Origin of the sequence: Xenorhabdus sp. PR6a, from assembly GCF_028599065.1 — a bacterium.
Taxonomy (GTDB): domain Bacteria; phylum Pseudomonadota; class Gammaproteobacteria; order Enterobacterales; family Enterobacteriaceae; genus Xenorhabdus; species Xenorhabdus doucetiae.
In genome coordinates this window covers 20,051-46,657 of record NZ_JAQRFJ010000025.1, presented here as the reverse complement: position 1 = coordinate 46,657, position 26,607 = coordinate 20,051, and the positions used below count along the sequence as shown (strand labels likewise).

24 protein-coding genes are annotated in these 26,607 nt (G+C 41.5%); 16 read left to right on the top strand and 8 right to left on the bottom strand.

Annotated elements, in window-relative coordinates:
- Window positions 1-68 precede the first annotated feature (68 nt).
- Entirely contained in the window at window positions 69-1,460 is a 1,392-nt protein-coding gene (locus PSI15_RS08920; protein ID WP_273583231.1) for a basic amino acid/polyamine antiporter, read from the bottom strand.
- 558 nt (window positions 1,461-2,018) lie between these two features.
- A complete protein-coding gene (gene ydgH / locus PSI15_RS08915; protein ID WP_273583230.1) occupies window positions 2,019-2,972 on the bottom strand; it encodes a DUF1471 family protein YdgH in 954 nt (317 codons plus the stop codon).
- A 389-nt stretch (window positions 2,973-3,361) separates the two neighbouring features.
- Between ydgH and pntA the strand changes: the two genes are divergently transcribed.
- Window positions 3,362-4,897 (top strand): Re/Si-specific NAD(P)(+) transhydrogenase subunit alpha, encoded by a 1,536-nt coding sequence (gene pntA, locus PSI15_RS08910; protein ID WP_273583229.1) that lies wholly within the window; start codon window positions 3,362-3,364, stop codon window positions 4,895-4,897.
- 11 nt (window positions 4,898-4,908) lie between these two features.
- A complete protein-coding gene (gene pntB, locus PSI15_RS08905; RefSeq protein ID WP_273583228.1) occupies window positions 4,909-6,297 on the top strand; it encodes a Re/Si-specific NAD(P)(+) transhydrogenase subunit beta in 1,389 nt (462 codons plus the stop codon).
- 270 nt (window positions 6,298-6,567) lie between these two features.
- Here pntB and PSI15_RS08900 read toward each other — a convergent pair whose 3' ends face one another.
- Window positions 6,568-6,852, bottom strand: a complete 285-nt coding sequence (locus PSI15_RS08900; protein WP_273583227.1) for an LCI fold-containing protein — start codon at window positions 6,850-6,852, stop codon at window positions 6,568-6,570.
- Window positions 6,853-7,173: 321 nt separating this feature from the next.
- Here PSI15_RS08900 and PSI15_RS08895 point away from each other — a divergent pair, with 321 nt between their 5' ends.
- The 8 genes from PSI15_RS08895 to PSI15_RS08860 all read left to right on the top strand — a co-directional run bounded on the left by PSI15_RS08895 (window position 7,174) and on the right by PSI15_RS08860 (window position 14,524).
- Entirely contained in the window at window positions 7,174-7,911 is a 738-nt protein-coding gene (locus PSI15_RS08895) for an ABC transporter ATP-binding protein (protein ID WP_273583226.1), read from the top strand.
- The gene (locus PSI15_RS08890) at window positions 7,904-9,109 is read left to right on the top strand and encodes an ABC transporter permease (RefSeq protein WP_273583225.1); all 1,206 of its coding nucleotides are present in this window, start codon (window positions 7,904-7,906) and stop codon (window positions 9,107-9,109) included. The genes PSI15_RS08895 and PSI15_RS08890 overlap by 8 nt, the downstream gene beginning before the upstream one ends.
- Entirely contained in the window at window positions 9,102-10,541 is a 1,440-nt protein-coding gene (locus PSI15_RS08885) for a TolC family protein (RefSeq protein WP_273583224.1), read from the top strand. Before PSI15_RS08890 ends, PSI15_RS08885 begins: the two co-directional genes overlap by 8 nt.
- Window positions 10,534-11,772 carry an HlyD family secretion protein gene (locus PSI15_RS08880; RefSeq protein WP_273583223.1) on the top strand — a complete coding sequence of 413 codons (1,239 nt, stop codon included), beginning with the start codon at window positions 10,534-10,536 and terminating at the stop codon, window positions 11,770-11,772. The genes PSI15_RS08885 and PSI15_RS08880 overlap by 8 nt, the downstream gene beginning before the upstream one ends.
- A 116-nt stretch (window positions 11,773-11,888) precedes the next feature.
- A complete protein-coding gene (locus tag PSI15_RS08875) occupies window positions 11,889-12,158 on the top strand; it encodes a hypothetical protein (protein WP_045970755.1) in 270 nt (89 codons plus the stop codon).
- Between the two features lie 123 nt (window positions 12,159-12,281).
- The gene (locus tag PSI15_RS08870) at window positions 12,282-12,518 is read left to right on the top strand and encodes a hypothetical protein (protein WP_273583222.1); all 237 of its coding nucleotides are present in this window, start codon (window positions 12,282-12,284) and stop codon (window positions 12,516-12,518) included.
- Entirely contained in the window at window positions 12,515-13,171 is a 657-nt protein-coding gene (locus tag PSI15_RS08865; protein ID WP_273583221.1) for a hypothetical protein, read from the top strand. The genes PSI15_RS08870 and PSI15_RS08865 overlap by 4 nt, the downstream gene beginning before the upstream one ends.
- 429 nt (window positions 13,172-13,600) lie before the next feature.
- Window positions 13,601-14,524, top strand: coding sequence for a tyrosine-type recombinase/integrase (locus tag PSI15_RS08860; RefSeq protein WP_273583232.1), 924 nt, complete (start codon window positions 13,601-13,603; stop codon window positions 14,522-14,524).
- 82 nt (window positions 14,525-14,606) lie between these two features.
- On the opposite strand, the gene uspE is transcribed toward PSI15_RS08860, so the two are convergent.
- Entirely contained in the window at window positions 14,607-15,551 is a 945-nt protein-coding gene (gene uspE / locus PSI15_RS08855; RefSeq protein WP_273583220.1) for a universal stress protein UspE, read from the bottom strand.
- A gap of 127 nt (window positions 15,552-15,678) precedes the next feature.
- The gene (locus PSI15_RS08850) at window positions 15,679-16,434 is read right to left on the bottom strand and encodes an FNR family transcription factor (RefSeq protein ID WP_045970769.1); all 756 of its coding nucleotides are present in this window, start codon (window positions 16,432-16,434) and stop codon (window positions 15,679-15,681) included.
- Window positions 16,435-16,693: 259 nt separating this feature from the next.
- Here PSI15_RS08850 and PSI15_RS08845 point away from each other — a divergent pair, with 259 nt between their 5' ends.
- The 5 genes from PSI15_RS08845 (at window position 16,694) to PSI15_RS08825 (ending at window position 23,262) form a co-directional block, all read left to right on the top strand.
- Window positions 16,694-17,596, top strand: coding sequence for a dimethyl sulfoxide reductase anchor subunit family protein (locus PSI15_RS08845; protein WP_273583219.1), 903 nt, complete (start codon window positions 16,694-16,696; stop codon window positions 17,594-17,596).
- A 466-nt stretch (window positions 17,597-18,062) separates the two neighbouring features.
- On the top strand, window positions 18,063-20,006 hold the full coding sequence (locus PSI15_RS08840; RefSeq protein WP_273583218.1) for a pyridoxal phosphate-dependent decarboxylase family protein: 1,944 nt from the start codon (window positions 18,063-18,065) through the stop codon (window positions 20,004-20,006).
- Between the two features lie 512 nt (window positions 20,007-20,518).
- On the top strand, window positions 20,519-21,364 hold the full coding sequence (locus PSI15_RS08835) for a TauD/TfdA dioxygenase family protein (RefSeq protein WP_273583217.1): 846 nt from the start codon (window positions 20,519-20,521) through the stop codon (window positions 21,362-21,364).
- A 2-nt stretch (window positions 21,365-21,366) separates the two neighbouring features.
- Entirely contained in the window at window positions 21,367-22,365 is a 999-nt protein-coding gene (locus PSI15_RS08830) for a hypothetical protein (RefSeq protein ID WP_273583216.1), read from the top strand.
- Window positions 22,366-22,377: 12 nt separating this feature from the next.
- Window positions 22,378-23,262, top strand: coding sequence for a radical SAM protein (locus tag PSI15_RS08825; RefSeq protein WP_273583215.1), 885 nt, complete (start codon window positions 22,378-22,380; stop codon window positions 23,260-23,262).
- 122 nt (window positions 23,263-23,384) lie between these two features.
- Here PSI15_RS08825 and PSI15_RS08820 read toward each other — a convergent pair whose 3' ends face one another.
- Together PSI15_RS08820 and PSI15_RS08815 are read right to left on the bottom strand one after the other, a co-directional pair.
- Window positions 23,385-23,885, bottom strand: a complete 501-nt coding sequence (locus PSI15_RS08820) for a class I SAM-dependent methyltransferase (protein ID WP_273583214.1) — start codon at window positions 23,883-23,885, stop codon at window positions 23,385-23,387.
- A gap of 54 nt (window positions 23,886-23,939) precedes the next feature.
- Window positions 23,940-24,557, bottom strand: coding sequence for a LysE family translocator (locus tag PSI15_RS08815; RefSeq protein WP_273583213.1), 618 nt, complete (start codon window positions 24,555-24,557; stop codon window positions 23,940-23,942).
- 234 nt (window positions 24,558-24,791) lie between these two features.
- On the opposite strand from PSI15_RS08815, the gene PSI15_RS08810 reads away from it, so the two are divergent.
- A complete protein-coding gene (locus PSI15_RS08810; RefSeq protein WP_273583212.1) occupies window positions 24,792-25,205 on the top strand; it encodes a LysR substrate-binding domain-containing protein in 414 nt (137 codons plus the stop codon).
- A 118-nt stretch (window positions 25,206-25,323) separates the two neighbouring features.
- Here PSI15_RS08810 and PSI15_RS08805 read toward each other — a convergent pair whose 3' ends face one another.
- Window positions 25,324-26,520 carry an MFS transporter gene (locus tag PSI15_RS08805; RefSeq protein WP_273583211.1) on the bottom strand — a complete coding sequence of 399 codons (1,197 nt, stop codon included), beginning with the start codon at window positions 26,518-26,520 and terminating at the stop codon, window positions 25,324-25,326.
- Between the last annotated feature and the right edge of the window lie 87 nt (window positions 26,521-26,607).

The window sequence follows — 26,607 nt, the reverse complement described above, 5'->3', positions numbered from 1 at the left end:
CTCTCCTCTTATTTTATTCACTTAAAAGTATATTAAACAGCAAGAATTATAATGCTCCGAAATGACTGCTAGTGCATTAACTGCCATGTAGACGGGAATGCCATCAGAAACAAAATCACAATGGCCGATTTCTCAACTACGGTTAATGGTGCTCTTTCCCGATCCTGTCTACGTGCATACAAGAAAACCAATAGTCCTGGGGCGTATAGCACAACTGAAAGCAAGAGATGCATTAATCCCGAAGCATAAAGTAACCATAATCCATAAGTGCAAGCGCTTAAGGCAATAAAGAGTAGAGCGCGGCTACTGCGTTGGAAGGCGACCTTCACTAAAAATGCACCGACAAGAAAGTAAGGTACAAGGATCATTTCAGAAGCAATAGAAAGTAATGTATTGTAGTTACTGCCACTTAACCAAATAACAATCAAAGAGAGTTGAACCGCGCCATTTGTGATCCAAAGTGATGACTCAGGCGCTTTCTTGCTGTTTTGTTTTTTGAATACCTTAGGAAATGAACCGTGTAATGACGCGATAAAGGGGACTTCTGCTGCCATGATTGTCCAGCTCAGGTAAGCGCCGCAAACAGAGATGATCAAACCAGCAATAATTACAATTTCACCTGCGGAACCCATTAACCCAACCATCAACGTTGCCATAGAGGGATTACGCATAGCGGCCAATTCAGGTCTGGTAACCAAGCCCAATGAAAGCAGGGTAACCAGTACATATACCCCTAATGCTGAGATAACAGCCAGCACCGTTGCGATACCAATATCCTTGCGTTTTCTGGCTCGCGCAGAAACCACAACCGCACCTTCAACACCAATGAAAACCCACAGTGTAATGAGCATCGTATCTTTAACTTGCTGCCAGACGGGAACGCCCATTTCAATGCCACTAAAGTCAAAGGAAAAAACATCCATCTTAAAAGCGATAACAGCTAAAATAATAAACATGCCCAATGGCAATAATTTTGCCATTGTTGCCAGCAAGTTGACTCCCGCAGCCGTTTGTACACCGCGCAATACCAGCCAGTGAACAAACCAGAGTAAAATAGATTCACCTATCAATGATTGCCAGGTATTGCCATCACCAAAGATAATTGAGTGTTCGGAATCAGTGAAAAAACTTAACGCGGCAAAGACGATAACTAAATAAGAAACATTGGCAATAATGGCACAGAACCAATATCCCCATGCAGAACAAAATCCAACTAACTCGCCAAAACCTTCTCTTGCGTAAGTAAAAATACCGCTATCCAAATCAGGGCGAAGTCGTGAAAGTAAAAGTAAGGAAGTGGCTAAAAAGAGAATACCTACGCCTGTTATTCCCCAACCAATCATTAATGCTGCAGGACTGCCTGCCTGCGCCATGTTTTGCGGCAAACTGAATACGCCGGCACCGACCATAGAACTGAAAACCAGTGCAGTCAGAGACGTAAGGCCTAATTTTTTTTCCAAAGATACGTTCCCAAAAATAATATAATCGACACGATTAGCCAGAACACTTGTCCTGAATATCGAACACATATTGGACATTTATTGCATCCATGCGATGGATTGCAGTACGGATTTAGCAGATAAATCTAAAAACAGGGCGATTCTACGGAGTGAAAGGAGGGTATGCAATGGTTGACTATGCAAAAAAATATAAATTTTATGCATAAAATTGTGTGGAGGAGTAAGAAAATGAATTACAGATAATTTTTCTAATACGTATTATCGCCTTAATAAACATAGTAATGTTCATAAGATAAACAGGTTTGATAATATTGATTATAAATTTTACACTAGTGAAACAAATTACGAACAATTATGTAAATAATGTCAATGAAAAGGGAGGCTAAACGGGGTCATCTGTAAATCATACCAAAATATGATGTTGATGAATTGTTAACTTGCAGGAAGTTATTGATATAGATAAATAATAAAACCCTCAGAAAAAGAAGATAGAAAAGGCACAAAAAACATTTGTGCCTTTTTTTACGAATTACTGAACTATTTTATTTGAATATATCATTATTTGAATAAATCTGCACTGATGGTAACGTTGCCACCATTAGACTGCCATTCTCTTGTGATATGGTAATATTTTGCGCCTTTCTCTGCTGCGCGTTTAGCAACCTGATAAGAAACCTCAGGTGCGGTAGTGTAATAACCAGAGAAGGTGATGGAATCGAACGGAGCCATCAGAGCGGCGGATGCTTTATTCAACTCTTGAATTTTTGTGCCATCAGGTAGAGTGACAGTGTAACGCCCACCTTTTGCTGACTGGGTTTCAAAAAAGTTGCCAATCACATTACTGGTTGAAGTTGAAGAAGCCACACCTGGGATTTCAACTTTCTTGGCTTCTTCCCCACCTTGTGCCAGCGCCTTGCGTCCTGTTTCAGAATCGGCTGGGATTACAGCCTCACTAGACTGAACTTTACGTTTTGGCGCATCCTCTTTATAAACATAGGCGGTGACTATTTGGTTGCCACCATTATTAGGTGCAATATCACGCACAATAAAGAAGGAGGCTGCATTTTTCTTTTTAGCCTCTTTAGCGATAGCTTCTTTCAGGTCAGGATCAGTAGGGAAATAGCCGTTCACGGTTACCGTATCGAAAGGTTCTAAAGTGGTGGCTTCAATTTTAGGTAACTCTTTGATACCGCGGTAGATGCGATAATTAGGTGTTTTATCTGCTTTTTCCGCATCTTTATGGTACAAATCGGCAACAACACGTAAGTTACCACGTCCATTGAGGTCATCGAGGCTCTGGATATAAAAACTGTCAGCACCTTTTTTATCGGCCTGACGGGAAACTGCGTCAGCAGCTTCATAAATGGCATTAAAACGACCAGTCACCGAGATCCGCTCAAAAGGTTTAATCTCTGCTGCTTGTTCTGGTGTCAACTCTTTAGCCGCATGAGCAGCAGTCATCATGGTTATTGAGAGCACCGCGGTAGCGATGATCGTTGTCTTCAGCTTCATAAAAAATCCTTTCGCCTTGCGCATTAAAATATTTATAACGGGCTGAACATTGTTATGTATCACATAGGGCGCAATTATTACATGTAATAATGCTAATTGTCGCAATAAATTATGTCTTCTAAGAAACGATAAGCTGTTTTTAGTCTATGACACCAAGAATTTTAATAAATATAGTAAGTTATATGAATTAAAGAATAGTTTACATTAAAAGGTCATTTTGCTTTTTCTGCCTTTATGATGATAATTCGTTGAGATTATTTTCATTGAGTTACTATTTGGTATTCTCTTGATAGATTTCGCTGATAGCAGCAATAAAGTCAAACTAATCGTTAAATAGGCTTCAACAAGGTCATAATCAGCAATATTTCATTCTTAAAGAAGGAAACATTATGCGTATTGGTGTACCAAAAGAGCAATTTTCCAATGAAGCGCGCGTTGCTGCCACACCATCAACCGTGGAGCAATTGCGTAAATTGGGATTTAACGTCACCGTTGAGACGGGAGCAGGTAAACTGGCCAGTTTTGATGATGTCGCTTATCAAAAAGCGGGGGCGGATATAGCAGAAATCCACCCAGTTTGGCAATCCGATATCATTTTAAAGGTCAACGCCCCTGACGATGATGAAATTGCCTTGATGAAACAAGGTGCGACGCTGATCAGTTTTATCTGGCCGTCGCAAAATCCAGACTTAATGGCAAAGCTGGCAGAACGCAAGGTCACCGTTCTGGCGATGGATGCCGTGCCTCGAATTTCCCGCGCACAATCTTTAGATGCCCTCAGCTCAATGGCAAATATTGCCGGTTATCGCGCCATTGTTGAATCCGCTCATGAATTTGGCCGTTTTTTCACGGGGCAAATTACCGCAGCAGGCAAAATACCACCAGCGAAAGTCATGATTATTGGCGCGGGTGTGGCGGGATTGGCGGCCATTAGTGCGGCCGGTAGCCTCGGTGCGATTGTTCGCGCTTTTGATACGCGTCCAGAAGTGAAGGAGCAAGTGCAAAGCATGGGGGCTGAATTTCTGGAATTGAATTTCAAGGAAGAGGCCGGCAGCGGTGACGGTTATGCAAAAGTGATGTCAGAAGCCTTTATCGAAGCCGAAATGGCGTTGTTTGCTGCACAAGCCAAAGAAGTCGATATTATCGTGACTACGGCATTGATTCCGGGGAAACCGGCACCACGGCTTATCACAAAGGAGATGGTTGACGCCATGAAGCCCGGCAGTGTGATTGTCGATCTGGCCGCCCAAACGGGAGGCAACTGTGCATATACCCAAGCCGATAAACTTATTGTGACAGCCAATGGGGTAAAAATTATCGGCTATACGGATTTGCCCAGCCGGTTGCCAACGCAATCATCACAACTCTACGGCACCAATCTGGTCAACTTGCTGAAACTACTGTGCAAAGAAAAAAATGGAGAAATATCCATCGATTTTGCTGATGTCGTTATACGTAACGTCACTGTGATTAAAGAGGGTGAGATCACCTGGCCAGCACCACCCATCCAAGTTTCAGCCCAACCAGCAACGGCTAAACCCGCCGCAGCAAAGAAAGAGGAAAAACCGGCAGAAAAGCCCAAATCTCCGTGGCTGAAGTATGGATTGCTCGCACTCGCCATCATTCTGTATGGCTGGCTGGCAGATGTTGCGCCGAAAGAGTTTTTATCGCATTTTACCGTTTTCGCCTTGTCCTGTGTGGTCGGTTATTACGTTGTCTGGAATGTCAGCCATTCATTGCACACCCCATTAATGTCCGTCACTAACGCGATTTCCGGCATCATTGTGGTTGGGGCTGTACTGCAAATTGGTCAAGGGGGATGGGTAAGTTTCTTCTCATTCATTGCCGTATTAATTGCCAGCATCAATATTTTTGGTGGCTTTACGGTCACTCAACGTATGCTGAAAATGTTTCGTAAAGGATAAGGGGATAGCTTATGTCGAACGGAGTAGTTACAGCCGCTTATATTGTTGCCGCCATTTTATTTATTTTCAGTCTTGCCGGGCTTTCCCGCCACGAAAGCGCTAAACGCGGTAATATCTTTGGCATCGTTGGTATGGCAATTGCCTTGATTGCCACGATCTTAGGGCCAGATGCGGGTAACGTTGGCTGGATTATTTTAGCCATGGTCATCGGTGCAGTTATTGGCATTCGTCTCGCCAAAAAAGTGGAAATGACTCAGATGCCGGAGTTGGTGGCCATTTTGCACAGTTTTGTCGGTTTGGCGGCGGTGCTGGTTGGGTTTAATAGTTTCGCCACCCACGATATTTTTGCCACCCCCATTATGGAAAATATTCATCTGACCGAAGTCTTTCTTGGGGTATTTATTGGTGCCGTCACCTTTACCGGCTCGGTTGTGGCATTTGGTAAATTGCGCGGAAAAATCTCTTCCAAGCCATTGATGTTACCACACCGGCACAAATTGAATCTGGCCGCCTTGATCGTCTCCCTGATCCTGATGTTTGCCTTTATCAAAACAGAAAGTGTTGGCGTGCAAGTTTTCACTTTACTGGTGATGACCATTATCGCACTGGCTTTTGGCTGGCATTTAGTGGCTTCCATTGGCGGGGCGGATATGCCGGTCGTTATTTCCATGCTGAACTCCTATTCAGGTTGGGCGGCAGCGGCGGCAGGTTTTATGCTAAGTAATGACTTGCTGATTGTCACCGGTGCTTTAGTCGGTTCTTCGGGGGCCATCCTGTCTTATATTATGTGCAAGGCGATGAACCGCTCCTTTATCAGTGTCATTGCCGGCGGTTTCGGCACCGATGGTACGGCTGGAGGGGATGCACAAGAACTGGGAGAGTATCGTGAAACAACGGCGGAAGAGGTCGCTGAACTGTTGAGAAATTCCACTTCGGTGATCATTACTCCGGGTTACGGCATGGCAGTCGCTCAAGCGCAATATCCGGTGCATGACATTACCGCGAAATTGCGTGAAAAGGGCATTAATGTTCGCTTTGGGATTCATCCCGTTGCGGGGCGGTTACCGGGTCATATGAACGTGTTACTGGCCGAAGCAAAAGTGCCTTATGATATTGTTCTGGAAATGGATGAAATTAATGATGATTTCTCCGAAACCGATACGGTTTTAGTGATTGGCGCCAATGACACCGTAAACCCCGCTGCTCAAGAAGATCCTGCCAGTCCCATTGCCGGAATGCCGGTCCTGGAAGTTTGGCACGCACAGAATGTCATTGTATTTAAGCGTTCAATGAATACCGGATATGCCGGAGTGCAAAACCCCTTATTCTTTAAAGAAAATACACAGATGTTATTTGGCGATGCCAAGGAGAGTGTGGAGGCGATTCTTCGGGCTTTGTAATTGGAAAGTTCAAATAACCTCTATGGGCTTCGTATATAAATGCGAAGCTCTATTTTATTTTTATAATTTTATTTTTATAATTTAATTATTATAATTTTGTATATGAATTTCTCTGAAATTCAATGCGGCAAATGATTTTTAAAAGAAGGCGTTTAAAAAACGTTATCAAGGGAAGACATGGGATTTTATTATTTATAACAAAAAACCTCGTTATTTCAACGAGGTTTACCTGTGTTAAAATTAACTATGATAATAATTTTATTTGGCTAATTAGTACGTTCTTCCTTCATAGTAAGCTTGGTAAGCTGTATTCCCAGTACGGAATTTACACGCTCCATCAACCCTTTTTAAATACCATTTGATTCCATCACTAGTAAATGTATTGGCAAAGTTATTATTGGGATTAACAACATATCTCTCGTAGAGCGTTCCTCGAGAGTCAGTTCCCTTGTAACGCGTATCTGTAGATTGGCAACTGTATTCTGCTATTGCAGTCCCAATTCCACCAATTAATGCTGTCGCCAATGCCCCAACTGTCAATAATTTCTTAAACATAAACATTCTCCTGTAATCGTCTTAAAATTTGAAAGTTAATTTTATTGCTTGTAAAGTCACTTCTAATAATGCAAGCCAAATCTAAATCATCATCGGATGATATCGCAATTTTAAAATTTATATATCATCTATATATTTCATTCTGGATTAGAAAGTTGGCTTTTATTATCATAATTTATGACAAATCATTACGGCGCTATTAATCACCGACATAAGAAAGATTATTGATAATTGCTCAATGAATTATTAAGTTATCAATGTAAATGGAAGTCAGTTAATTTAATGAAAAAAGAGGATTAAAACGGAGAAATTATAAAAACAATGGATCTTATAAATGCTATTCAGCCGCCAACGCCGATATCACCGGTTATCAATATGCAGCACTTAACCCGTGTTTATCAACAGGGCGGAGAAAACCCAACACCGGTTCTAAAAAATATTACAGCACAAATTTATGCCGGCCAGAGTTGCGCGATTGTCGGAACATCGGGATCAGGTAAAAGCACTTTACTGAATATTCTTGGTCTGCTGGATAAATCCACCTCTGGGGAATATTTTCTTTGCGGTGTCAATATGTCCACAGCCAATGCCGACCTGCGTGCCAGAATGCGTAATAAAGAAATTGGTTTTGTTTTTCAAAGTTTTCATCTGTTGGCCGGAATGACAGCGACAGAAAACATCGCTCTGCCGCTGCTTTACCGCGGGTTGACTTCCTCACAAGCGCATAAAATTGCCGAAGAAAAACTGCATTTGGTAGGGCTTTCACAGCGTGCTGCTTATTATCCGGCCGACTTATCCGGCGGGCAGCGGCAGCGAGTGGCTCTCGCCAGAGCACTGGCGGGAGAACCTTCGTTACTGTTGGCCGATGAACCCACCGGTAATTTAGATCAACAAACGGCAGAAGAAATTTTATTGCTGCTTTCTTCCCTTCACACAGACAAAGCGATGACACTGGTCGTTATCACACATGACCCGATGGTTGCAAACCATATGCAGCGTGAATTACGCATGATTGATGGTCAATTGCAGGAAACCAGAGGTGTAACCATTTATGCGTGATCATCAGCCCAGCCATTATGGTATGTCGGTATTAATGATTTGGCGAGAAGCCTGGCGGAATTTATTGGCAACGGGAAGAAGCACTTTGCTTGCTTTATCAGGGATTGCCATTGGGTGTGCATCGATTGTGGCCTTTGTGAATACCGGACATAACGCCAGCCTTGCGGCACTGAAAATGTTCAGCGGGCTGGATATCAACGTTATTACCGTCAATCTGAACACCTACGATCATGGAATTGATAGTGCATCACTTAACATGGCCGACCTGACAACGGCAATTCCGGGATTATCTTCAGCAGCACCGTGGATCTATTTTCCTTCTCCCGGACGTTATAACGGAAAAACAGATACATTTACCCTGATAGGCTCCTCTGCGGAACTGAAAGAGGTCATGCAGTTGCGGCTGCGTTATGGCCGGTTTATCTCTGATTATGATCAACAATCTCCTTATCTGGTGATTGGCAACGAAGTGGCTGTTACTCTTGGTGAAGGGGAGCCATCCCGTGTGCTTGGCAAACAAATTCAGCTTGGTAATTATCTATACACCGTTATTGGTATATTCGAGATAAAAGGGCAAAACCCGATCTTTCCTTTTTCGCTCGATTCAGTGGTGATTGTTCCTATCAATGCCATGCGCAAAATATCACCCAATACCGATCTGAATGGCATTATTGCCCGCACCATCACCACGGCCACCACAGAAACTGATGCAAAAGATTTATTGGCGTTGCTCAAACGCAAGTTTCCGGCAGTTGATATTGATGTCCGGGTCGCTGAACAACTTCTGCAAGGGCAGGAAGAACAAAGTAAAACATTTTCTTTTATGTTAATCGGGTTGGCGGTCATTTCGCTGCTTACCGGCGGCATTGCCATTTCCAATGTGATGTTGATGAACGTATCGACCCGACGCAAAGAGATTGGATTGCGGATGGCGTTAGGGGCAAGAACGCAGGATATCCGGCGGCTTTTTTTGTATGAAGCGGCGGCATTGACTTTCGCCGGTGCCATGCTGGGTGCACTGGCTGGTATCATCGTCTCCGGCCTTTTTGTCCTTTATTCTGGCTGGTCATTTTCTCTGGCTCCATTATCTCTTCCGTTAGGGATAGGGAGTTCAATCATGGCGGGACTTATCTCCGGTTTTTATCCTGCACACAAAGCCTCTCAAATGGAACCCGTACAGGCATTACGCGATGACTAAAAAATATCTCCTTTATGGCTCGTTGAGTTTATTTCTTCTTTTTCCTCAAACCGGGCTTTTTGCCGCTGAACAGGCACCATTAACTTTATCAGAACCAGCGAAAGAGGTTATCGGCTTGTCGCTGAGCGATGCAATAGGGCTGGGTTTGAGAAATAACTATGCGATACGCAGTGCTTATTTGGATCGTGTCGCGCAGAAATTTGATTTACGGGTAGCAGAAGACCGGTTTACACCAAAGTTACAGCTTAGCGGGCGTTACATGGCGGGTAAAAATCAGAATGCCGGTTTCAGGAAATTGAACCTTTCGCCGAATGCCACATTACTCACGCCGTTGGGAACTCGTTTTACACTTTCATGGACACGTGAAAACACCAAATCGGGGAGAAACAATTTTCACAATGATGGTGCAAGTATGACGGTGATCCAACCACTTTTACGGGGAGCCGGCACCGATGTGAATAATGCCCCGATTTTGCTGGCCAAACTCCAGGAACAAACCCACCGGCTGACTTTAAAAGCGACGGTTTCTGATTCAATCACACAAATTATTCTGGCATACCATGCGTTACTTCGTGCTCAGGAGCAACAATCATTATCGGTTGCTTCCCTTAAGCGTATGCAGAAATTAGTGGCAATTAATAAAGAGTTGATTGATGCAGGCAGAATGGCGCAGACCGATATCATACAAACGCAGGCTGATCTCGCCATGCAGGAGCTTTCAGCAAAAGAGGCTGAAAATAATGTACATACCACGAAACTGGCGTTACTGAAATTACTCGCGCTAAACCATAAAACCCCGATTTATGCGACAGATACATTGAAAGGCACTCACGTCAGCCTGAATATTGAACAATCCATTAAAAAGGCACAGGCTCAACAACCGGATTATCTTACCCAATTACTTTCCGCAAAAACGGCAGAGATTCAATTAATGCAGGCACGAAATAAGCGGCTCTGGGATTTATCACTGGTTGGAGGGCGATCCCAGTATCGTTCATCCTCTTCTGAACCTCGAAACTGGGAAAATTACGTGGGGATACAATTGGATATTCCGATTGGTGATATGACACAGAAACAAACGGAAGTTCAGGCCAAAGTCAACGTCCAGAAACAGACGTTACACGTGGAAGAGGCAAAAACAAATCTGGAACAAAAAGTCATCAATGTCATCCGTGATACCGAATCACGCTGGCAGGAATATCAATTAGCGATAAAAGCCCGTTCACTTTCGCAACAGAAACTCGACATTGAACAGGAAAAATTGCAGGCCGGGCGATCCAGCAACTTTCAGGTTCTGAGTTTTGAAACTGACCTGAGAAATGCTGAAAATGCCCGCTTGAATACCCTGATTCACTATCTCAATTCTCAGGCTGAACTGGATCACATTCTTGGCACGACCTTAGAAAGCTGGGAGATAACCCTCAATGATTAAACGTTATCGCTGGGCCATAGCGGGCATATTTATCGTGATAGTTTGTTTTTTTGCCTTTTTGTTCTTAAAACCCTCTCCGGATCAGGAATCGGTACAATGGATTGCAGTAAAACAACGCGTGATAGAAAAACGACTTGGCTTAGTTGGTCATCTACAATCTGCGCGCCTTGAAACCATACCCGCGCCATTTGATGCCATTATCCAACAGGTTTTGGTCAAAGAAGGGCAACGAGTTGAAGCCGGCCAGACCTTAGTGACACTTGATACCCGAAAGATTGATATTGAGCTTCGGCAAGCACAAGTTGAGATGATCAAGGCCTCATCTGCCGTTGACCAATTGCATGATTGGGAAAATAGCCAAGACGTGATCCGTGCCAGAAGAAATGTTGAAAATGCGAACCATATGGTTATCGAATTAAAAAATAACCTTGCCAAGACGCAGGCACTTTTTTCGCGGGGCATCGTGCCAAAAATGGAAGTGGAAAATCTCCAGCAACAACTTCGCCGGCAACTCACGGAACTGGCTTCCGTACAGGATGATCTTACCTCTATTCGACAAAAAGGCAGCGTCAATAATGTCCGTGTTGCAGAAATGGAACTTCAAAATGCAACAAGCCGTTATCAGGCGCTGCAAGAGCAATATTTACATAAAGAAATTAAAGCACCATTTTCGGGAGTCGTGCTTAGGGCGGCAGCACAGGGGGAAAGTAAGAAACTCTTAACGATTCAGACCGGCGTTAGAGTTACCGAAGGGATGCCCTTATTAGAAATGATGGACACCACACAATATCAGGTACTGGCCCAAGTTGAAGAAACCGATCTCGCCAAACTCAAAGAAGGGCAGGCAGTAAAAATTAGCGGGGAGGGATTTTCTGATCATCTTTTGGATGGAGAAATTGAAACCATTGCGATGCAAAGCGTGAGTACGGATAAACCCGGATCGGCGATTTATTACGATGTGGTGATTAAAGTCACTTCATCCATGAACCAAGGTTATCCCATCAGGCCGGGAATGAGTGCTAAAGTCAATATTGTTATTTATCGCAATGAACAGGGCATTGTTGTACCCGAAGCCGCATTGACTCGCGATAGCAATGGGCAATTAATTGTCAATTGGCGTCCGGATTTAAAACGTCAGGTTGTGTCTCGTCAGGTCACTATCGGAGAGTCCATGCCGGAAGGAATAGAGGTTTATGGGTTGGAGGAGGGGTTTATTGCGCTGCCTCGGTAAAACGTATGCGGAAGCGGGGAGTTGCATAAAAATCTAGCTAATTAGCCCCTTTGGTGTTAGTGTTAATTACACAGGTAGCTGATGATCAGCAGCCATCAACCCTAAGAGGGTGAAAAATGCCGTCCATAACTATGAATATACATAACGCCATTAAATCTCTAAAAGAATCAGGCATGGATGAATCACAAGCAGAAAAAATTGTCGAGATTATAGCGGACTTACAAAACGTCAGTACGGCGACAAAAGAGGATTTAAAACAAACAGAAAGCAATTTAAAAGCTGATTTAACATCAATCAAAAGTGATATAGATTGGCTGAAAAAAATAATCCTTACGGTTGGGGTTGCAGTCGTCATCGCGGCCATAAAATATATTTTTGTAGGTTAATGAATGGGGCTATGTGCCCCATTTTTTAATGGAATACTTATGCGACTAATTGAGAATTACATCCCTCCTTCAACAAATGATCTGACTGATCTTAAAGGCCGATTGCATTTTACGGGGCAACAAATGGCAGAACTTGCGGGGGTATCTAGCAGTAACCAATGGCGCAAGTACACTGGAGGTGAAAAACCGCGAGAATTAAATCAACATATCCTTTTTTTCGTAGCAGCCCAATTGACGTTAGATCAAAGCGAATTGTCTCTTATTTTGGATGAAATGAGGAAGTTAGGGGCTGAATTTGAAGAAAACTTAATACAGCCCCAGCTTATAGTTAAAGAGCCAGGAGATAACACAACCTTATGAAAAACAGAAAATTTGAACGAAATCGCCGTCTGGCTAAACAGTATCATCGTAATCAACATCACAACCAATTTGAACAAGGCATTTTGGTTTATCATGATTACAGAGAACGTGATCCGGACGAATTATCTTGGTGGGATGATGTTGCTTTTATTCTGGGCAAAGTGCGCGTTGTAGTGACATGGCAGCATCCTCGCTGTGTTTATTGGGACAAAATTGAGGACGCCGCCCTGAAAGCAGCCAACCATCTGTATGCTCACACCGAAGGCGATAATTTCTTTCAGACCGAAAAAAACTACAAAAAAGTGGGGCGGAGCCGGAAAAAAGTACATTACTACATTCTGCTTCCCAATGAAGACCGACGGAGATGGGGGGATGCAGTGGAAGCAGAAAAAATCCGTTTACGCAAAGAAGCTGATTTTATTATCACGCCCTCTATGAAAGTCGAAATGCTGGAGCGCTATCGTCATGTCGCTATCGTGGCACCGCTAGAAATTCGCAATGTCGAAGAACTTCGCCAATTGGCGGATATGGTGCGTCGTATCCTGAAAAAAGAAACAACATTGGAAACTGAATTTCCTGATTATACCTATGGAAAAGCACAGTGGTATGCAGAAGGTTGGTCTAAGCAATCCCAGTACAAATTATCTCAGTAAGTTCGCTAAAACTTAATGTCACCTTTGACACTGACAAATTTAAAAAAATCACCTTGTGTGATTTTTTTTCTAATCCAGTAACACGATTCTGGTGATTACTCATACTAACTTACAACCAAAACAATCCATCCATAAAATCCCGCCAATTTAAATTTATCATTATTATTCAATATATTATGCATATCTCTCATTTCAAAAAATACTCTACTTATTAAAATATACATTTGAAAAAGTAAGATTTATTAAATAAGATGGTGTGAGTGATTGACCGTAATTTTTACGGAGCGTAACCATTAAGGCGCACCAAAATCGCATAAGAAATAAACCAACTGGAATAGGGAAATGGAAATGTCTGCTCCGTTCGAACATGAAAATAGTGGTGATAAAAAATCACTGATTGTGCCGGCCGATTATCAACAAGAACAGGATATGCTGATATCGCTGTCAGCATCAGGAAGGCAAAACTATAACAATCCCGCCATTGCCTATCTTGTCAGTCTTGGATCAAAACGCAGTCGCCAAACCATGAAATCATTTCTGGATATCGTGGCAAAAATGTTGGGCTACCAAAATGTGCAGGACTGTACTTGGCATGCACTCCGTCGCCACCATATTCAGGCAATTATGGAAATGCTTTCAGATTCGGGTAAAGCTCCCGCAACAATTAATACTTATCTTGCTGCTTTGAAAGGCGTTGCGTTGGAAGCATGGACCATGAAGCAACTCGATACCGATAGTTTTCAACATATAAAACAGGTGCGATCTGTCAGGGGAAACCGGTTACCAAAAGGCAGGGCGCTTGAACGTTATGAAATAAAAACATTATTTTTTACCTGCGAAAATGATATCAGCACCAAAGGATTACGTGATGCTGCCATAATTGGTGTGCTTATCGGGTGTGGGCTTCGTCGTTCAGAAATTGTTTCACTCGATATAAAACACATTATTCATCGCGAACAAGCGCTAAGAGTGATGGGAAAAGGTAATAAAGAACGGTTGTCTTATATGCCGGAAGGGACATGGGAACGTTTAAATCGTTGGATAGATGAAGTGCGTGGTGATCATCCGGGTCCACTTTTTACCCGCATTCGTCGTCATGATGATGTAACCGATAACCGTTTGTCAGATCAAGCAATCTATCACATCCTTGAAACACGCAGGATAGAAAGCAGGTTGGAAAAGTTTGCCCCGCATGATCTACGCAGGACATTTGCATCAGCTATGTTGGACAATGGAGAAGATATCGTCACCGTCAAAGATGCAATGGGGCATTCAAGCATCACGACAACCCAGAAGTATGATCGACGCGGAGATGAACGCTTAAGGAATGCCGCCAGAAATTTAAATTTCTAACTCATTCCTCAAAGGTTTTTCGCCCAAACTGACCGACTTGAAAAGCATGATTGCCCGAAACAAAATTCGGGCAATCAGTACATTACTCTTCATCTACCTTGATTGGGCAAACAAATCCATCAGGCTTTATCGCCAACAAATCACATTTTAGTCGATCGATAACATGTTCTGCGGTATTGCCAAGAAATGCGGCTGATAAACCCGTTCGGCCAAGAATACCTAAAACCACCACCCCCGCATTGAGTTCATCACAAACTTCAGGGATCACTTTTTCCGGCACGCCTTCATGAACGTGAGTTTGTTGTTCATCCACATAGAATTTTTGGCGCAACTCTTTCATGGCGATCAAATGTTGACCGCGCAATGCCTGGTTATACACATTAGGGTCAAAGTCAGGTAATTCAGTTGCAATATTTAAAGGTGCGACGGGATAAGCGCTAACAAGATGAACCAAGGGGTCTTTTACAATTCGATTGGCAAGATCTTGTGTTTCGCGTACCAATTTTAGATTCAGTTCATTATGGTAAGGTTCTTCATTCGATAAATTGACAGCCACAACAGCAGAACCATTTTCTGGCCATGTTTGATCTTTTACCATCCACACTGGGCAAGGGCACTTACGTAACAGATGCCAGTCGAGCGGGGTAAAAATCATCGATTCCAATCGGGAATGCTGATGTGCCATTTTCAATAACAAGTCGTGATTGCCGATGATGACTTCTTGAATGATGGCTTCATAAGGACGATTATGCCAAACCACTTTGATCTCAATATCAATGCCTGATTCAAGATAGTAATGGGCTTGCTGTTTTATCCAAGCGACGCGTTGGCCTATAACACCTTTTCGCATCGCATTTCTTTCTTCTGGAGAAAGTAACGTCGTCATTTCATATGAAAGGTCATAAATAGGTAAAAACGCTTTAATTCTCCCTCCATTACGTTGCACGATATAAACTGCGCGCCTTAAGGCGGGTTGATCATCCTGATTGGGATCAATTGCAACCAAGAGGTTTTGGTAGTTTGCCATATTGAGTTCCTCGCAGAGTCTGGATGCCTCTTTCGTACAGAAGATAAACCAATATGGACAACTATAACAGGGAAAGAGTACGCCAGATCAGCAAAATATCGTGATCTGGCCTAAAATTTAGCTAATGTTAGGACACATTAGCCGAAGGCTTGCCGGCCAACTCAGTCAATTTACCCATATCTTCGACCGCAATATATTTACCTTTGACAGCCAAAATACCATTTTTTTGGAAACGGCCAAGCAAGCGGCTAATTGTCTCAACCGTCAAGCCTAAGTAATTGCCAATGTCACCGCGTGTCATGGTAAGGCGGAATTCGCGGGGAGAGAAACCGCGTTGTGCAAAGCGGCGTGACAGATTGTAAACAAAGGCAGCCAATCTCTCTTCTGCGTTCTTTTTGGAAAGCAGCAAAATCATCTCTTGGTCGCCTTTGATTTCCCCACTCATCAAACGCATCATTTGTTGACGGAGATTAGGCATTTTTCCGGAAAGGTCATCCAGCGTTTCAAATGGGATTTCACATACCATTGACGTTTCCAGGGCTTGGGCAAAACTGGGATGTTCAGTATTAATGATGGCATCAAATCCAACTAAATCACCGGCAAGGTGGAAACCTGTAATTTGTTCATCACCTTCTTCGGTAATAGTATAGCTTTTGATGGTCCCAGAACGGATGGCATAGAGTGATTTTAGTGCATCACCAGCCTTAAATAACGTTTGCCCTTTCTGGATGGGTTTTTTACGCTCAATGATATTATCAAGCTGGTCAAGTTCATGTTCATTTAAGGTGAAAGGAATGCAAAGCTGGCTAATGCTACAATCCTGACAGTGGATTGCACAACCACCAGATTGAATCCGACGAATAATACGTTTTTCCGGGATCATAGGGAATACTCATTAGAAGTGATTGATATGCGTAAACTTAACATATTTAGGTTGCTCTGATAAGAGTAAGTACTCCCACTATCACGGTATTTATCATTCTGGTAAGAAAAGGAAATTTGGGGGGATTAATGTCGCACTTGCGTAAAATTTTAGCCATTCAATATAATATCTCAATAAAACTGAAATTGAATTAATAATATGTTGATATAATACACGTCGATGATGTTATTTGGTTACAGACAAATGAAATAGGGTTGACATGAGTGAATGGTTGTTAATTGCACTTACAATGATAGTCCAAAGCTCAGTAGGGCTTGTATTGATGAACGGGCTTTATATTTACTGGTTGAAGCATGAGTCAAACACATGGCAACATCCAGTGACCATTTTTGTGCAAGAAGTATTACTAAGAACATTATTAGTCAGTAGCACACTGGCAGGAGTAGGGCTGACTGCTTCTTTAAACATTCTAGGACACCCATTTAATGTTTATCACGCATTGCAGAACATAGTACAAGGATGGGTAAATATAGAAACACTCTTTGCTGCCATCTACTTTGGGGGGCTGATCTTATACACACTTTTCTTTATGATTACAAAACACGCATATGTTTATATTATGCTGGTGATTGGCGTTATTGGTTTAATTGATCTCTATTATATGGCGATTATTTACGTTAATAGTGCCATGATCACATGGGCAAATATTAACACCTATTTTCTATTTTATAGCGCAGTATTTACGTTAGGGCCTGCGTTGGCGCTGTCATTTATTGCTTATCCGTTAGGAAAATGCCTCCAAGGAAAGTTGCCTGTTAAATTGGTGATGGCAGCTCTGTTGATTGTTTTTATCAGCATCACAATGCGACTGATTGAACAACCCGCCTATATGGAGTGGTTATCGGAAGTTACAATAGTCAATGCTAATGTTATTTTTCCACCCCAAGCTGAATTCAATATCAAAAGTGCCTTTGGATTAAGAATGCTTTCATGGTGCCTGTATATTATTGCGATGGTAATCCTGAGTTACTCTCTATGGAAAGGAAGAAATAACTTATTGATTAATAAAAGCTATTCCATTAAAAACCATGCCATTCTCATCGGGGCAGCCCTCGTGTTCATCGCTGAAGTGATTAATCAATATACATTTTTTATTATGTGAAATGTATGAAAGATGATTCATACTCTCTTGATTGATTAATCCTATTCTTTTCGCTCTTCGCTCGACATAACAGAAACTGGGGCGATATTACGGTTTCTGTTATGTATAAAATTAACCATTTTATAGTTTCTTTTGTAAATATTTTCTATTTAATACTATCAGGTGTTCTTTTCATTTCTTTGTGGTAGCGCACAAATTTAAAATTAATTATTAACTTATTATTAATATTCTAAGCATTATGTTTTATATCTGTATATATTAGTTCGATATATATTGCAGAATGATTTTTATGCGATTTCAGTGATCGAAAATCAAACAATTATTTTCGTTGAGTTATTGTGGGGGGTTTATCACCACCGCAAGGCATTTGTCGTTAGAACAGAAAATAAAAATGAAATTATTAATGATTTTATAAATTTTTAATTTAAGACAAAACACAAAGAATCAGTTAAAAGGTTACATGATCATGACTAAACCGTTTCATCCTAATTTAAATGTAGATGCCTTGTTTTTGGGGCCAAAATCAGAGAACGCTGTTTTTTTTAGAGAGATGATGGATTATGCAGTTAGTGAACATATGCATTGGCGTTCAGGTTTTCACCCTGAAGATTCTACCTTAGTGACATCCGTTGATCGCTATGAACATAACTACAGAGAAACGCTTTATCGTACAGAAGGGATCTTAAATCAGTTGTCAGCAAAACTGAAAAATTCGTCTATTCCTTTCTTTTCTCCCCGTTACCTCGGTCATATCAGCAGTGATACCTTGATGGTTTCTAATCTTGCCTACGTTATGGCCATGATGTACAACCCGAATAACTGTAGTTATGAAGCATCCCCGACAACAACAGAATTAGAGCTGGAATCAGGGTTGGATCTCTGCCGCATGTTTGGCTATAACCCTCAGCAATCTTGGGGGCATATTACTTCTGGTGGCACCGTGGCTAACTATGAAGGATTGTGGGTAGCCAGGAATTTAAAAACATTATCTTTTGCAATATCCCAACATCCTAAAGCAAAAGATCTGATCGAGCATAAGACACCTAAGCAGTTGAAAAATATGCCAACTGCCGAACTGTTGGATTTGATTACCGAATTGCAAAAACGTGGGCTGTTTGAAGAAATCCGCGATATGACATGCCGTGGAACTGGCGTTAAAGCACAAATTCTAGGCAAGTTACTGGTTCCACAATCCAAACACTATTCCTGGATGAAAGCCGCAGATATTTTCGGTATTGGCCAGGAAAACATTATTCCATTGCCTGTAAATGATCATTATCAAACTGATGTTGCCCAAATGCGGAAAATCACCTTTGGACTGATTGAGCAAGGTGAACCTATCCTGGCGATGATTGCCGTGGTGGGGACGACGGAAGTTGGCGCCATTGATCGGATTGATGAAGTGATTGCGTTAAGAAAAGAGTGTGAAGAACGTTATGGTGAATCATTCTATATTCACGTAGATGCCGCTTATGCAGGATATGCGTGTTCCATGCTCTTAAATGAGCAAGGTGAATTTGTGGAATATGATGAACTGGCCAATTACCACCGTTCGGCGGGGATCATGCCAGAAAATATCAGTTGGCCAAAACCGGAAGTTTATCAGAGTTTCAAGGCATTGAAAGACGTTGATTCGATTACCGTCGACCCGCATAAAGTGGGTTTTATTCAATATGCCGCTGGCGCCATCTGCATGAAAGATAAGCGCATTCTTGAACTGATCTCTTCGCACGCAGCATACGTATTTGAAGGCCATGCTGATAAAACCAGCACCAAGAATCGGGGGATTCTGGGTTCATCCATCATGGAAGGTTCAAAATCGGGAGCAACAGCAGCGGCACTTTGGGCTGCCCATCGTTTATTACCTTTAAACATTAATGGCTATGGGAAAGTCATTGCTGCCGGCATTGTCACGGCACAAAGCTTGTTGAACAAATTGGCAAACTTACCACCAATAGAAATCGGCAAGCATCGATTTGAAGTGCATATTTTTCCATCCCCTGATTTCCATATGATCAACTTTACATTTAAAGAAGTAGGCAATGAAAGCCTGAGCAATCATAATGCGCTTAACAAGCGTCTGTACGAGCTTTGTTCATACTCTGCGGGGCGCGCTTATACCAACGATTTTCTCACATCATCAACCATCTTAGATTATAAAGAATATGGCGATACGCCGTGGCACCATGCACAGAAATGTGGTTTTAACCGCAGTGAATGGGAAAAAGTCCGCAATATCTATGTATTACGGGCTGCGGTAATGACTTATTGTTTACGCGATGAAGAACACTTTGAAGAGTTCTGGGAACAGCTTCAAGCTATTTTTGTTAAGAAATTAACCCAGATTGTCGATGAAGAAGATAAAAAAGCCCGATTGAGATTAGAACCGGATGTACCATTTATTGGTTAGTTAAAATAGGCCTGAAAAACATTCAGGTATCGTTTAACTAACTGAAAAATAGTTTTTTAACTAAAAAAGAGCTTAGATAAACATAAGCTCTTTTTTTATCTTAGATGTTTTTATTTTATTAAGTATTTTAAGTTGGCTGTTAATTCAAATTATGAAAATTTATTTTCTTAATATAATCAATAGATAACAAATATATTATTTCACAGTCCTATGAAAAACAATCATTTATTCTTCATATAATAAAATGTGATTTTTGTCACAAAATAAAAACGTTTTCAATGCGAGTCAAAATCATTGATGCTTAAATTGCAAATGTTTTTCATTTAATTAACATTAAATGAAAATATAACCTTTCATTTGACAAGAAATATCACTGCACATGAAGTCTATAAAGAGTAATGTTTAATATCACTAAAGATAATAATACAGATAATGAATTAAGGAGGTGTGAATAAAAAATATAAAACCATCAATCATCCTTAACTAAATAAATATTTTTATAGGAATAACTTATGTCATTTATGATCGAGCCTATTAATGGGAATTTTGGCGCATATATAATCGGCCGAAATCTTTCAGAGTTATCACTAGAAGAATATGAAAAAATAAAGTTGTACCTATCGAAATATGCTCTCTTGGTTTTTAAGAATCAAAATATGGACGATGAAGCATTGGTGCATTTTGCACAACGTATAGGAAGCGGAAAACTCGAAGAACCCGCCAGAAAAATTTCGTTATCAGACAACCGAAAATATATCGCTTACTTGACAAATATTTGTGATAACAATGGTAAGCAACTGGGTTTTGCCGGAAATGACACCGATTTTTGGCATTCTGATCAGGAGTTTAGGGTTAACCCCGCCTCAGTTAGCATCTTATATGGTGAGGTAGTGCAATTTAGCGGTGGCAATACTTCTTTTGCTTCAACAGCAGCAAATCACCTTGGTTTCACCCATGATGAAGTGTCGATGCTGAATAACTTATATTCCACTCGCCAGCCGGCAGCTTCACATGACAACGCACCTCATATTACGGTTGCTCATCCTGTCATACTTGAAAATGTGCAAACAAAACAACGTTATGTTTATGTCAGTGAAAATACTATCGCATTTTTTCACGATGAAAAAATTTTATCAAACTCAGGTATAATTAAAAAATCTATTTTAGGAAAAATCTTATCATCAGAAAATATTTATTCCCATCGATGGGAGGAGGGGGATTTGCTGCTATATGACAATAGCCAGCTTTTACATCGCCGCGAATGTTTTACCGGAAATAGATTTATTAAAGGATTAAAAATATATCCTGATACATTATACCAACCTGAAATACCTGGTTGGGCTGTTGGGGGAATTTAAATATGAATCTTACGAAAGAGCAAGAAAAATCCATTACTCGACTGATTAGAAATAGTAATAAAAAACATACTCAGGGGCGTGATCTCAGTCCGGCTGAACCCATGTTGATTCGGGCAGGAATCGCGGGTGATTTACCATTTAATAGCTTAACCACCGATGTAGTGACTGGCTGTTTGCCAGAAAGTATGGCTTGTTATGGTATGTGTTTTTCCGCCATCTCCAGTTGGGAAAATGGTATCGACTTTGGTAAACGTATTGATAATCATTTGGATGAAAATATTTTTTCCAGTGATCTACAAGCCTTACCTAATTCGCAAAAATACATCAGATGCGGATGGAATAGCGATCCTTCGTGGAATTGGGAAGTGTCTACACGAATGGCCGAATTAGCACGGGAAGCTGGAATATTAATGATTTTTATCACCAAAGCCTTTAAAAAAATGACTGATGATATTGCCCAGCGTTTAATTGCGGTCAAATCTGAGATGAGAGTTTCTGTCAGCGCACTAGATACCAATGAGCAATTAAAGAAACGGCTAAATTTTATTGAATATTATCGTGATACAGGCGGAATAGTGATTCCAATTGTGTTAACAACATTCTTTAAAGATATTGGGTTAATGGAACGGCAGCAAAATATTGTTGATTGGATGGTAATCCATGACTATCCCGCAGCCGAAAACAGCTTGCGATTCCCTAATAATGCAAAAATTTCTGAAATTGTTGAGCCTAGTATGGTTAAACCATTGGGTAAAGGTGACGAATTTTGGAGCGGTCGCTTATATCCTGATCAACTTTTATTTCCTACCACAACCACAGTTCCAGAAGATTATCAAGGGATTAATAGTGGTTATCTTTCCCAATTGAGTCTGGACAAAATTCATCAATTATTCCTTGATCCAGTTAAAACACACCAAGAAGTCATGCAATCTGATTTGCCGTTGTCCAGTCCCAAAATGTGTGGGGTTTCAGATATGCGTCGCCGTGCCCAAGAATATTGAGAAGGTGTAAAAATGAAAATCAGCGAAATCATGGAGTCTGAAAATGGCTCTAAGAAATATTTGCTATCAGCAAGTGACTCAGACTTAAGAAAAAGCGTTGAATCGACTTTCTTTATACATACAAACCAACATTTGCCTTATCTCTGCATATCCAGTCAATACGGTTGTGCGGTCGGTTGCATTTTCTGTGAAACAGGCAGGCAACAGCCATTGGGAAATATGACAACAGAACAAATAGTCCAACAGGTTTTGTTATGCCATGAACATTTACTGCATTCAGAGGCACTGGGAGATAGCCAAAGACTCAATACGATATTATTTGCCGGAATGGGTGAGCCAATGCTGAATCTGAAAGAGATCAGTGGCGCAATTGCTGAGTTCAAAAAACAAACCTTGGCAGATAGGGTGACACTGACAACGGTGGGTATTCGCCACGCTGGAGATAAAATTTATGATCTTCCGCTGGATATGATATCCATTTCACTTCATGCCACAACGGACGAACAGCGCAATATGCTCATTCCATCAAAAGCAAAATTTGGTATCAAAGACCTGCTTGACCATTTTTCAGCATACCATCACCATAAAAATGTACCCGTTATTGTCAATTATTTGATGTTAGAGGGAATAAATGATTCACAAGAGGATTTAGCTCGGTTAAAAGATCTGGTAGATAAAGACACATTCATTATCAAGCTAAAATATTTGAATGAAGTAAGTGATATCAATGGCATCACATTGAATCCCTCAGAAAAGATGCAGTCTTTTGCCAAGGCACTTACTGAAGCAGGTTTTCGATGTATATCAGATATCAGTGATGGAACAGAAATTTTGGGGGGCTGCGGTCAATTAAAATCTCAGGTCAGGGATATTCGCAGTAAATATCGAATTATGTAACGTCATCATAATATGGACTCATTTTGATACATACTGCCGTGCCAACAAATAATAAATTGGACTCAGGCTTGGGAGACGCTCTCTCAAGCCTGGGTTTTTTCCATTGCCTATATTGCTTACTCTTATTTTATGCCTACCCATACCGTCCAAAAATCTTTTTCAACAATATCAACCTCAGCACCCAGTGATTTTTCAATATGCCTGATTAAGTGAGCTATCTCTTTATTACTTAATTCATGCAAAATAGAGCGACCTTTTCGTGCCTGAAAATCGGTGGCTAATTGGGAAAAGCTCTTATAGACGGTGCGTTTTTCCAAAAGAGAAAACGCTTTAACTTGTTTAAAACCAATGGATTGTAATCCATCAATCACTTCAACCGTATCTGGCCTACGTTGATTTTCAAAATTTCGCAGGTGAGGATAAACATCAAAGATATAACCACGAATATGTTCAGGTGAACCAGGAAGTTGGATATCTTGTAAGGTTCTGTCCTGCAAGATGTACATGCCGCCAGAACGCAATAAGCGGTGGGCTTCAGCAAAACAAGTGATTCTATTTTCTTGGTTGATATGGTGGATAAGTGCTCTTTCAAAGACAATAAAGGTAAGTATGTCTATTTTCACGGGCATTAAAGTTGATTGGCATAATCGTTAATCCTCTTGGTTGCTGTCGTTTTTTTACCCATTAGCGAGAGGGATTATCCCCAGAGAAATTCCTAATCCCACTAAAATGACGCCAATGATCCGATTGAGTATGGTCTGCTTTACCAACATGGCGGCTCTAAGTTTATGGTGAGAGAAGAAAACAGCCACCCCAATAAACCAAATGAGGTGCATAAGGGACATAAAGATCCCATAACCCATTTGTAACCCAATGCCAGTCGATGATGAAACAATTTGAGTAAATGTACTGACAACAAACAGTGTTGATTTGGGGTTTAATACATTAGTCAGGAAACCCGTTCTAAATGAAGCTATGGAAGTGTTTTTACTTGAGTTGATATCAATATCAACTTCCGTTTTTGATATGAGGGTCTTATAGCCGATATAGATCAGATAAACTGCTCCTGCAATTTTTATAGCAAACAATATATTGGGAGAATGGGCAATCAAGATACCAATACCAAGAATGGTATAAGCAACATGAACTAATATCCCTGATGCGATCCCAAGAGCGGCCACTATACCTGCCCGTCGGCCATAAAGATAACTGTTGCGGGTGATCATCGCAAAATCAGCGCCGGGGCTGATAACAGCAAGAATGGTAATAACGGCTACAGCAATTAACTCTGTCATTATGTTCTCTAGCTCTCATTGGTCATATTTTATTAACTTATTCTCTTGGATTTTTTGACTAAAGAATAACGATTAATTTACGCTGGAATGATTGAGAAAAAAATCAACAATAAAGGACTGTAATGAAAAATCTCCCGTCATTGAATGCACTACGGGTATTCGAAGCCGCCGCCCGTTACCATATTGTTTGAACGGAGGAATAGGGGGATTTTTTTAACGTCAGCAGGTGAACAATTGAAACAAGCCTGCCAGCAAGCATTTGGATTAATGGCACTGACCATTGACCGGCTTCAACAAACTTCACCATTAACACCACTAGTGGTTTCATGTGAACCCACCATTATGATGAAGTGGCTCATTCCCAAGTTAATAACATTTAAAGCACATTACCCTGATATTGAAGTTCACTTAGTTTCTGGTGGTGGCTATATCGATTTTTCACGCAGTTCAGTGAATTTAGCTATTCGGCGCAATGATTTCCTATGGGATAGACGCTACGTTGCTGAACGGCTGGGAAAAGAATGGATAGGCCCAATTTGTTTACCCGAAACAGAAAATCACGCTATCACACACCAACTACTGACGCTATTGCATACGCATACTCGTCCAGAAGCGTGGAATGATTGGATGTCAGGCGTTATTATTTGATATCACCCGAAACTTTCGAAGCCAATACGCCACAGTCACTCTTTCTTGGATGGCTAAAAAAAGCATTCCATGATACCCAAACTCGACTTGCTGATTTTTGTCACTGAACGCCAACGTTTTAATGACGTCGATTAAGTGACAATGTCACCAATAGATCTATGAGTGATAACCCAATCGCCACAATAAAACCGCTTCCCAGTATTATCGTCGTTCTCGTGGTGCCGTGCTGTGTCAGCAACATCGTGGCGATTGGCAGTAAAAACAAAATGATCAGATTATTCAGGCTTTCTGAGATCGCCAATATTTGGCCTTTTTCCTGTTTTGCCCGATTCGCCAGAATCGACGTGCTTATCGGAGCAGCAAGGCCAAGCGTGTACCCCCATAACATCAGGCAACCCAAACTAAAGAGTAAAGACAGGGGCAATAACATAAAGGCAGAACAGGTGATGAAAAGTAAGACTATGGCCAACAAAAGTATGCACTCATCTGTGAGATTCAGGTGCCTTACCATACTGACGGACAGGTTACCCAAACCAAGCCCGATACCTAATGCGGACACAGAGAGACCAACCGCGCCGGTTGCCAGATCATAATGGTGTCTTAAGACCTCGCCAGCCAATAGAAAAGCAGATACTGCCGTGCCATTCCAAAGCCCTTTGGCGATAAGGGGGCGTATCAAGTGGCCTTGGCTTACCCATTGAAATCTGGCTGTTTGGCGAACTGTTTTTAGGGTATTCGATTTTCGGGCATTCATCTGATCTGGAATGAATTTTTTGCTTGTGACATAGAGCAAAAGAGATCCTGTTGCGCTCACCCAAAATGGCACCTGCCAATAAAATAATTCGGTTAAGATACCGGCAAAAATAGGACCTGCTACAATTCCGGCGGTCATACCCAGCATGACGACGCCCATCGCTGGCGCTTGTTGATCAGGCGGAAAAATATCGGCCACCAGCGCAAAAATAGTCGGAATCAAAGCGGCAGAAGCAACACCACCAAAAATACGCAATCCGACGGCAATTTCCAGGTTGGGCGCTATCGTTAATGCTAACCCATCCAAAAAAAGAAACAGCAAAGATGCCCGTAATAATTTGTGTTGGTTGATCCGATTAGATAACCAACCAAAAAACGGTGCGGCAAGTGCGTAGGCGAGGGCATAACCCGATACCAGCCAGGCGGCTTTATCTGTGGTTGTTTTAAACGCATCTGCTAACGGCTTGAGCATAGGTGATAACATAAATTCCGTCGCACCAATGAAAAATACAATGAGTGAAAATATGAGCAACATCATAGGCAAAACAGCACGGGGTGGCATTTAAGCCTCCTTCGATATAAAAATAGGGTTGGTAAAATCTGATGAAAGTTTCGGGGGTATGTTCAGTGTTGAAAATAGGGTGATGGC

Coding starts and splice junctions, on each gene's coding strand:
- PSI15_RS08900 (WP_273583227.1), bottom strand. CDS start 6,852: ATGTTTAAGAAATTATTGACAGTTGGGGCATTGGCGACAGCATTAATT.
- PSI15_RS08885 (WP_273583224.1), top strand. CDS start 9,102: ATGACTAAAAAATATCTCCTTTATGGCTCGTTGAGTTTATTTCTTCTT.
- PSI15_RS08850 (WP_045970769.1), bottom strand. CDS start 16,434: ATGATCCCGGAAAAACGTATTATTCGTCGGATTCAATCTGGTGGTTGT.
- PSI15_RS08860 (WP_273583232.1), top strand. CDS start 13,601: ATGCTGATATCGCTGTCAGCATCAGGAAGGCAAAACTATAACAATCCC.
- PSI15_RS08845 (WP_273583219.1), top strand. CDS start 16,694: ATGAGTGAATGGTTGTTAATTGCACTTACAATGATAGTCCAAAGCTCA.
- PSI15_RS08830 (WP_273583216.1), top strand. CDS start 21,367: ATGAATCTTACGAAAGAGCAAGAAAAATCCATTACTCGACTGATTAGA.
- PSI15_RS08895 (WP_273583226.1), top strand. CDS start 7,174: ATGGATCTTATAAATGCTATTCAGCCGCCAACGCCGATATCACCGGTT.
- PSI15_RS08825 (WP_273583215.1), top strand. CDS start 22,378: ATGAAAATCAGCGAAATCATGGAGTCTGAAAATGGCTCTAAGAAATAT.
- PSI15_RS08875 (WP_045970755.1), top strand. CDS start 11,889: ATGCCGTCCATAACTATGAATATACATAACGCCATTAAATCTCTAAAA.
- PSI15_RS08870 (WP_273583222.1), top strand. CDS start 12,282: ATGGCAGAACTTGCGGGGGTATCTAGCAGTAACCAATGGCGCAAGTAC.
- PSI15_RS08815 (WP_273583213.1), bottom strand. CDS start 24,557: ATGACAGAGTTAATTGCTGTAGCCGTTATTACCATTCTTGCTGTTATC.
- PSI15_RS08840 (WP_273583218.1), top strand. CDS start 18,063: ATGACTAAACCGTTTCATCCTAATTTAAATGTAGATGCCTTGTTTTTG.
- PSI15_RS08890 (WP_273583225.1), top strand. CDS start 7,904: ATGCGTGATCATCAGCCCAGCCATTATGGTATGTCGGTATTAATGATT.
- ydgH (WP_273583230.1), bottom strand. CDS start 2,972: ATGAAGCTGAAGACAACGATCATCGCTACCGCGGTGCTCTCAATAACC.
- pntB (WP_273583228.1), top strand. CDS start 4,909: ATGTCGAACGGAGTAGTTACAGCCGCTTATATTGTTGCCGCCATTTTA.
- PSI15_RS08835 (WP_273583217.1), top strand. CDS start 20,519: ATGTCATTTATGATCGAGCCTATTAATGGGAATTTTGGCGCATATATA.
- PSI15_RS08805 (WP_273583211.1), bottom strand. CDS start 26,520: ATGCCACCCCGTGCTGTTTTGCCTATGATGTTGCTCATATTTTCACTC.
- PSI15_RS08865 (WP_273583221.1), top strand. CDS start 12,515: ATGAAAAACAGAAAATTTGAACGAAATCGCCGTCTGGCTAAACAGTAT.
- uspE (WP_273583220.1), bottom strand. CDS start 15,551: ATGGCAAACTACCAAAACCTCTTGGTTGCAATTGATCCCAATCAGGAT.
- pntA (WP_273583229.1), top strand. CDS start 3,362: ATGCGTATTGGTGTACCAAAAGAGCAATTTTCCAATGAAGCGCGCGTT.
- PSI15_RS08880 (WP_273583223.1), top strand. CDS start 10,534: ATGATTAAACGTTATCGCTGGGCCATAGCGGGCATATTTATCGTGATA.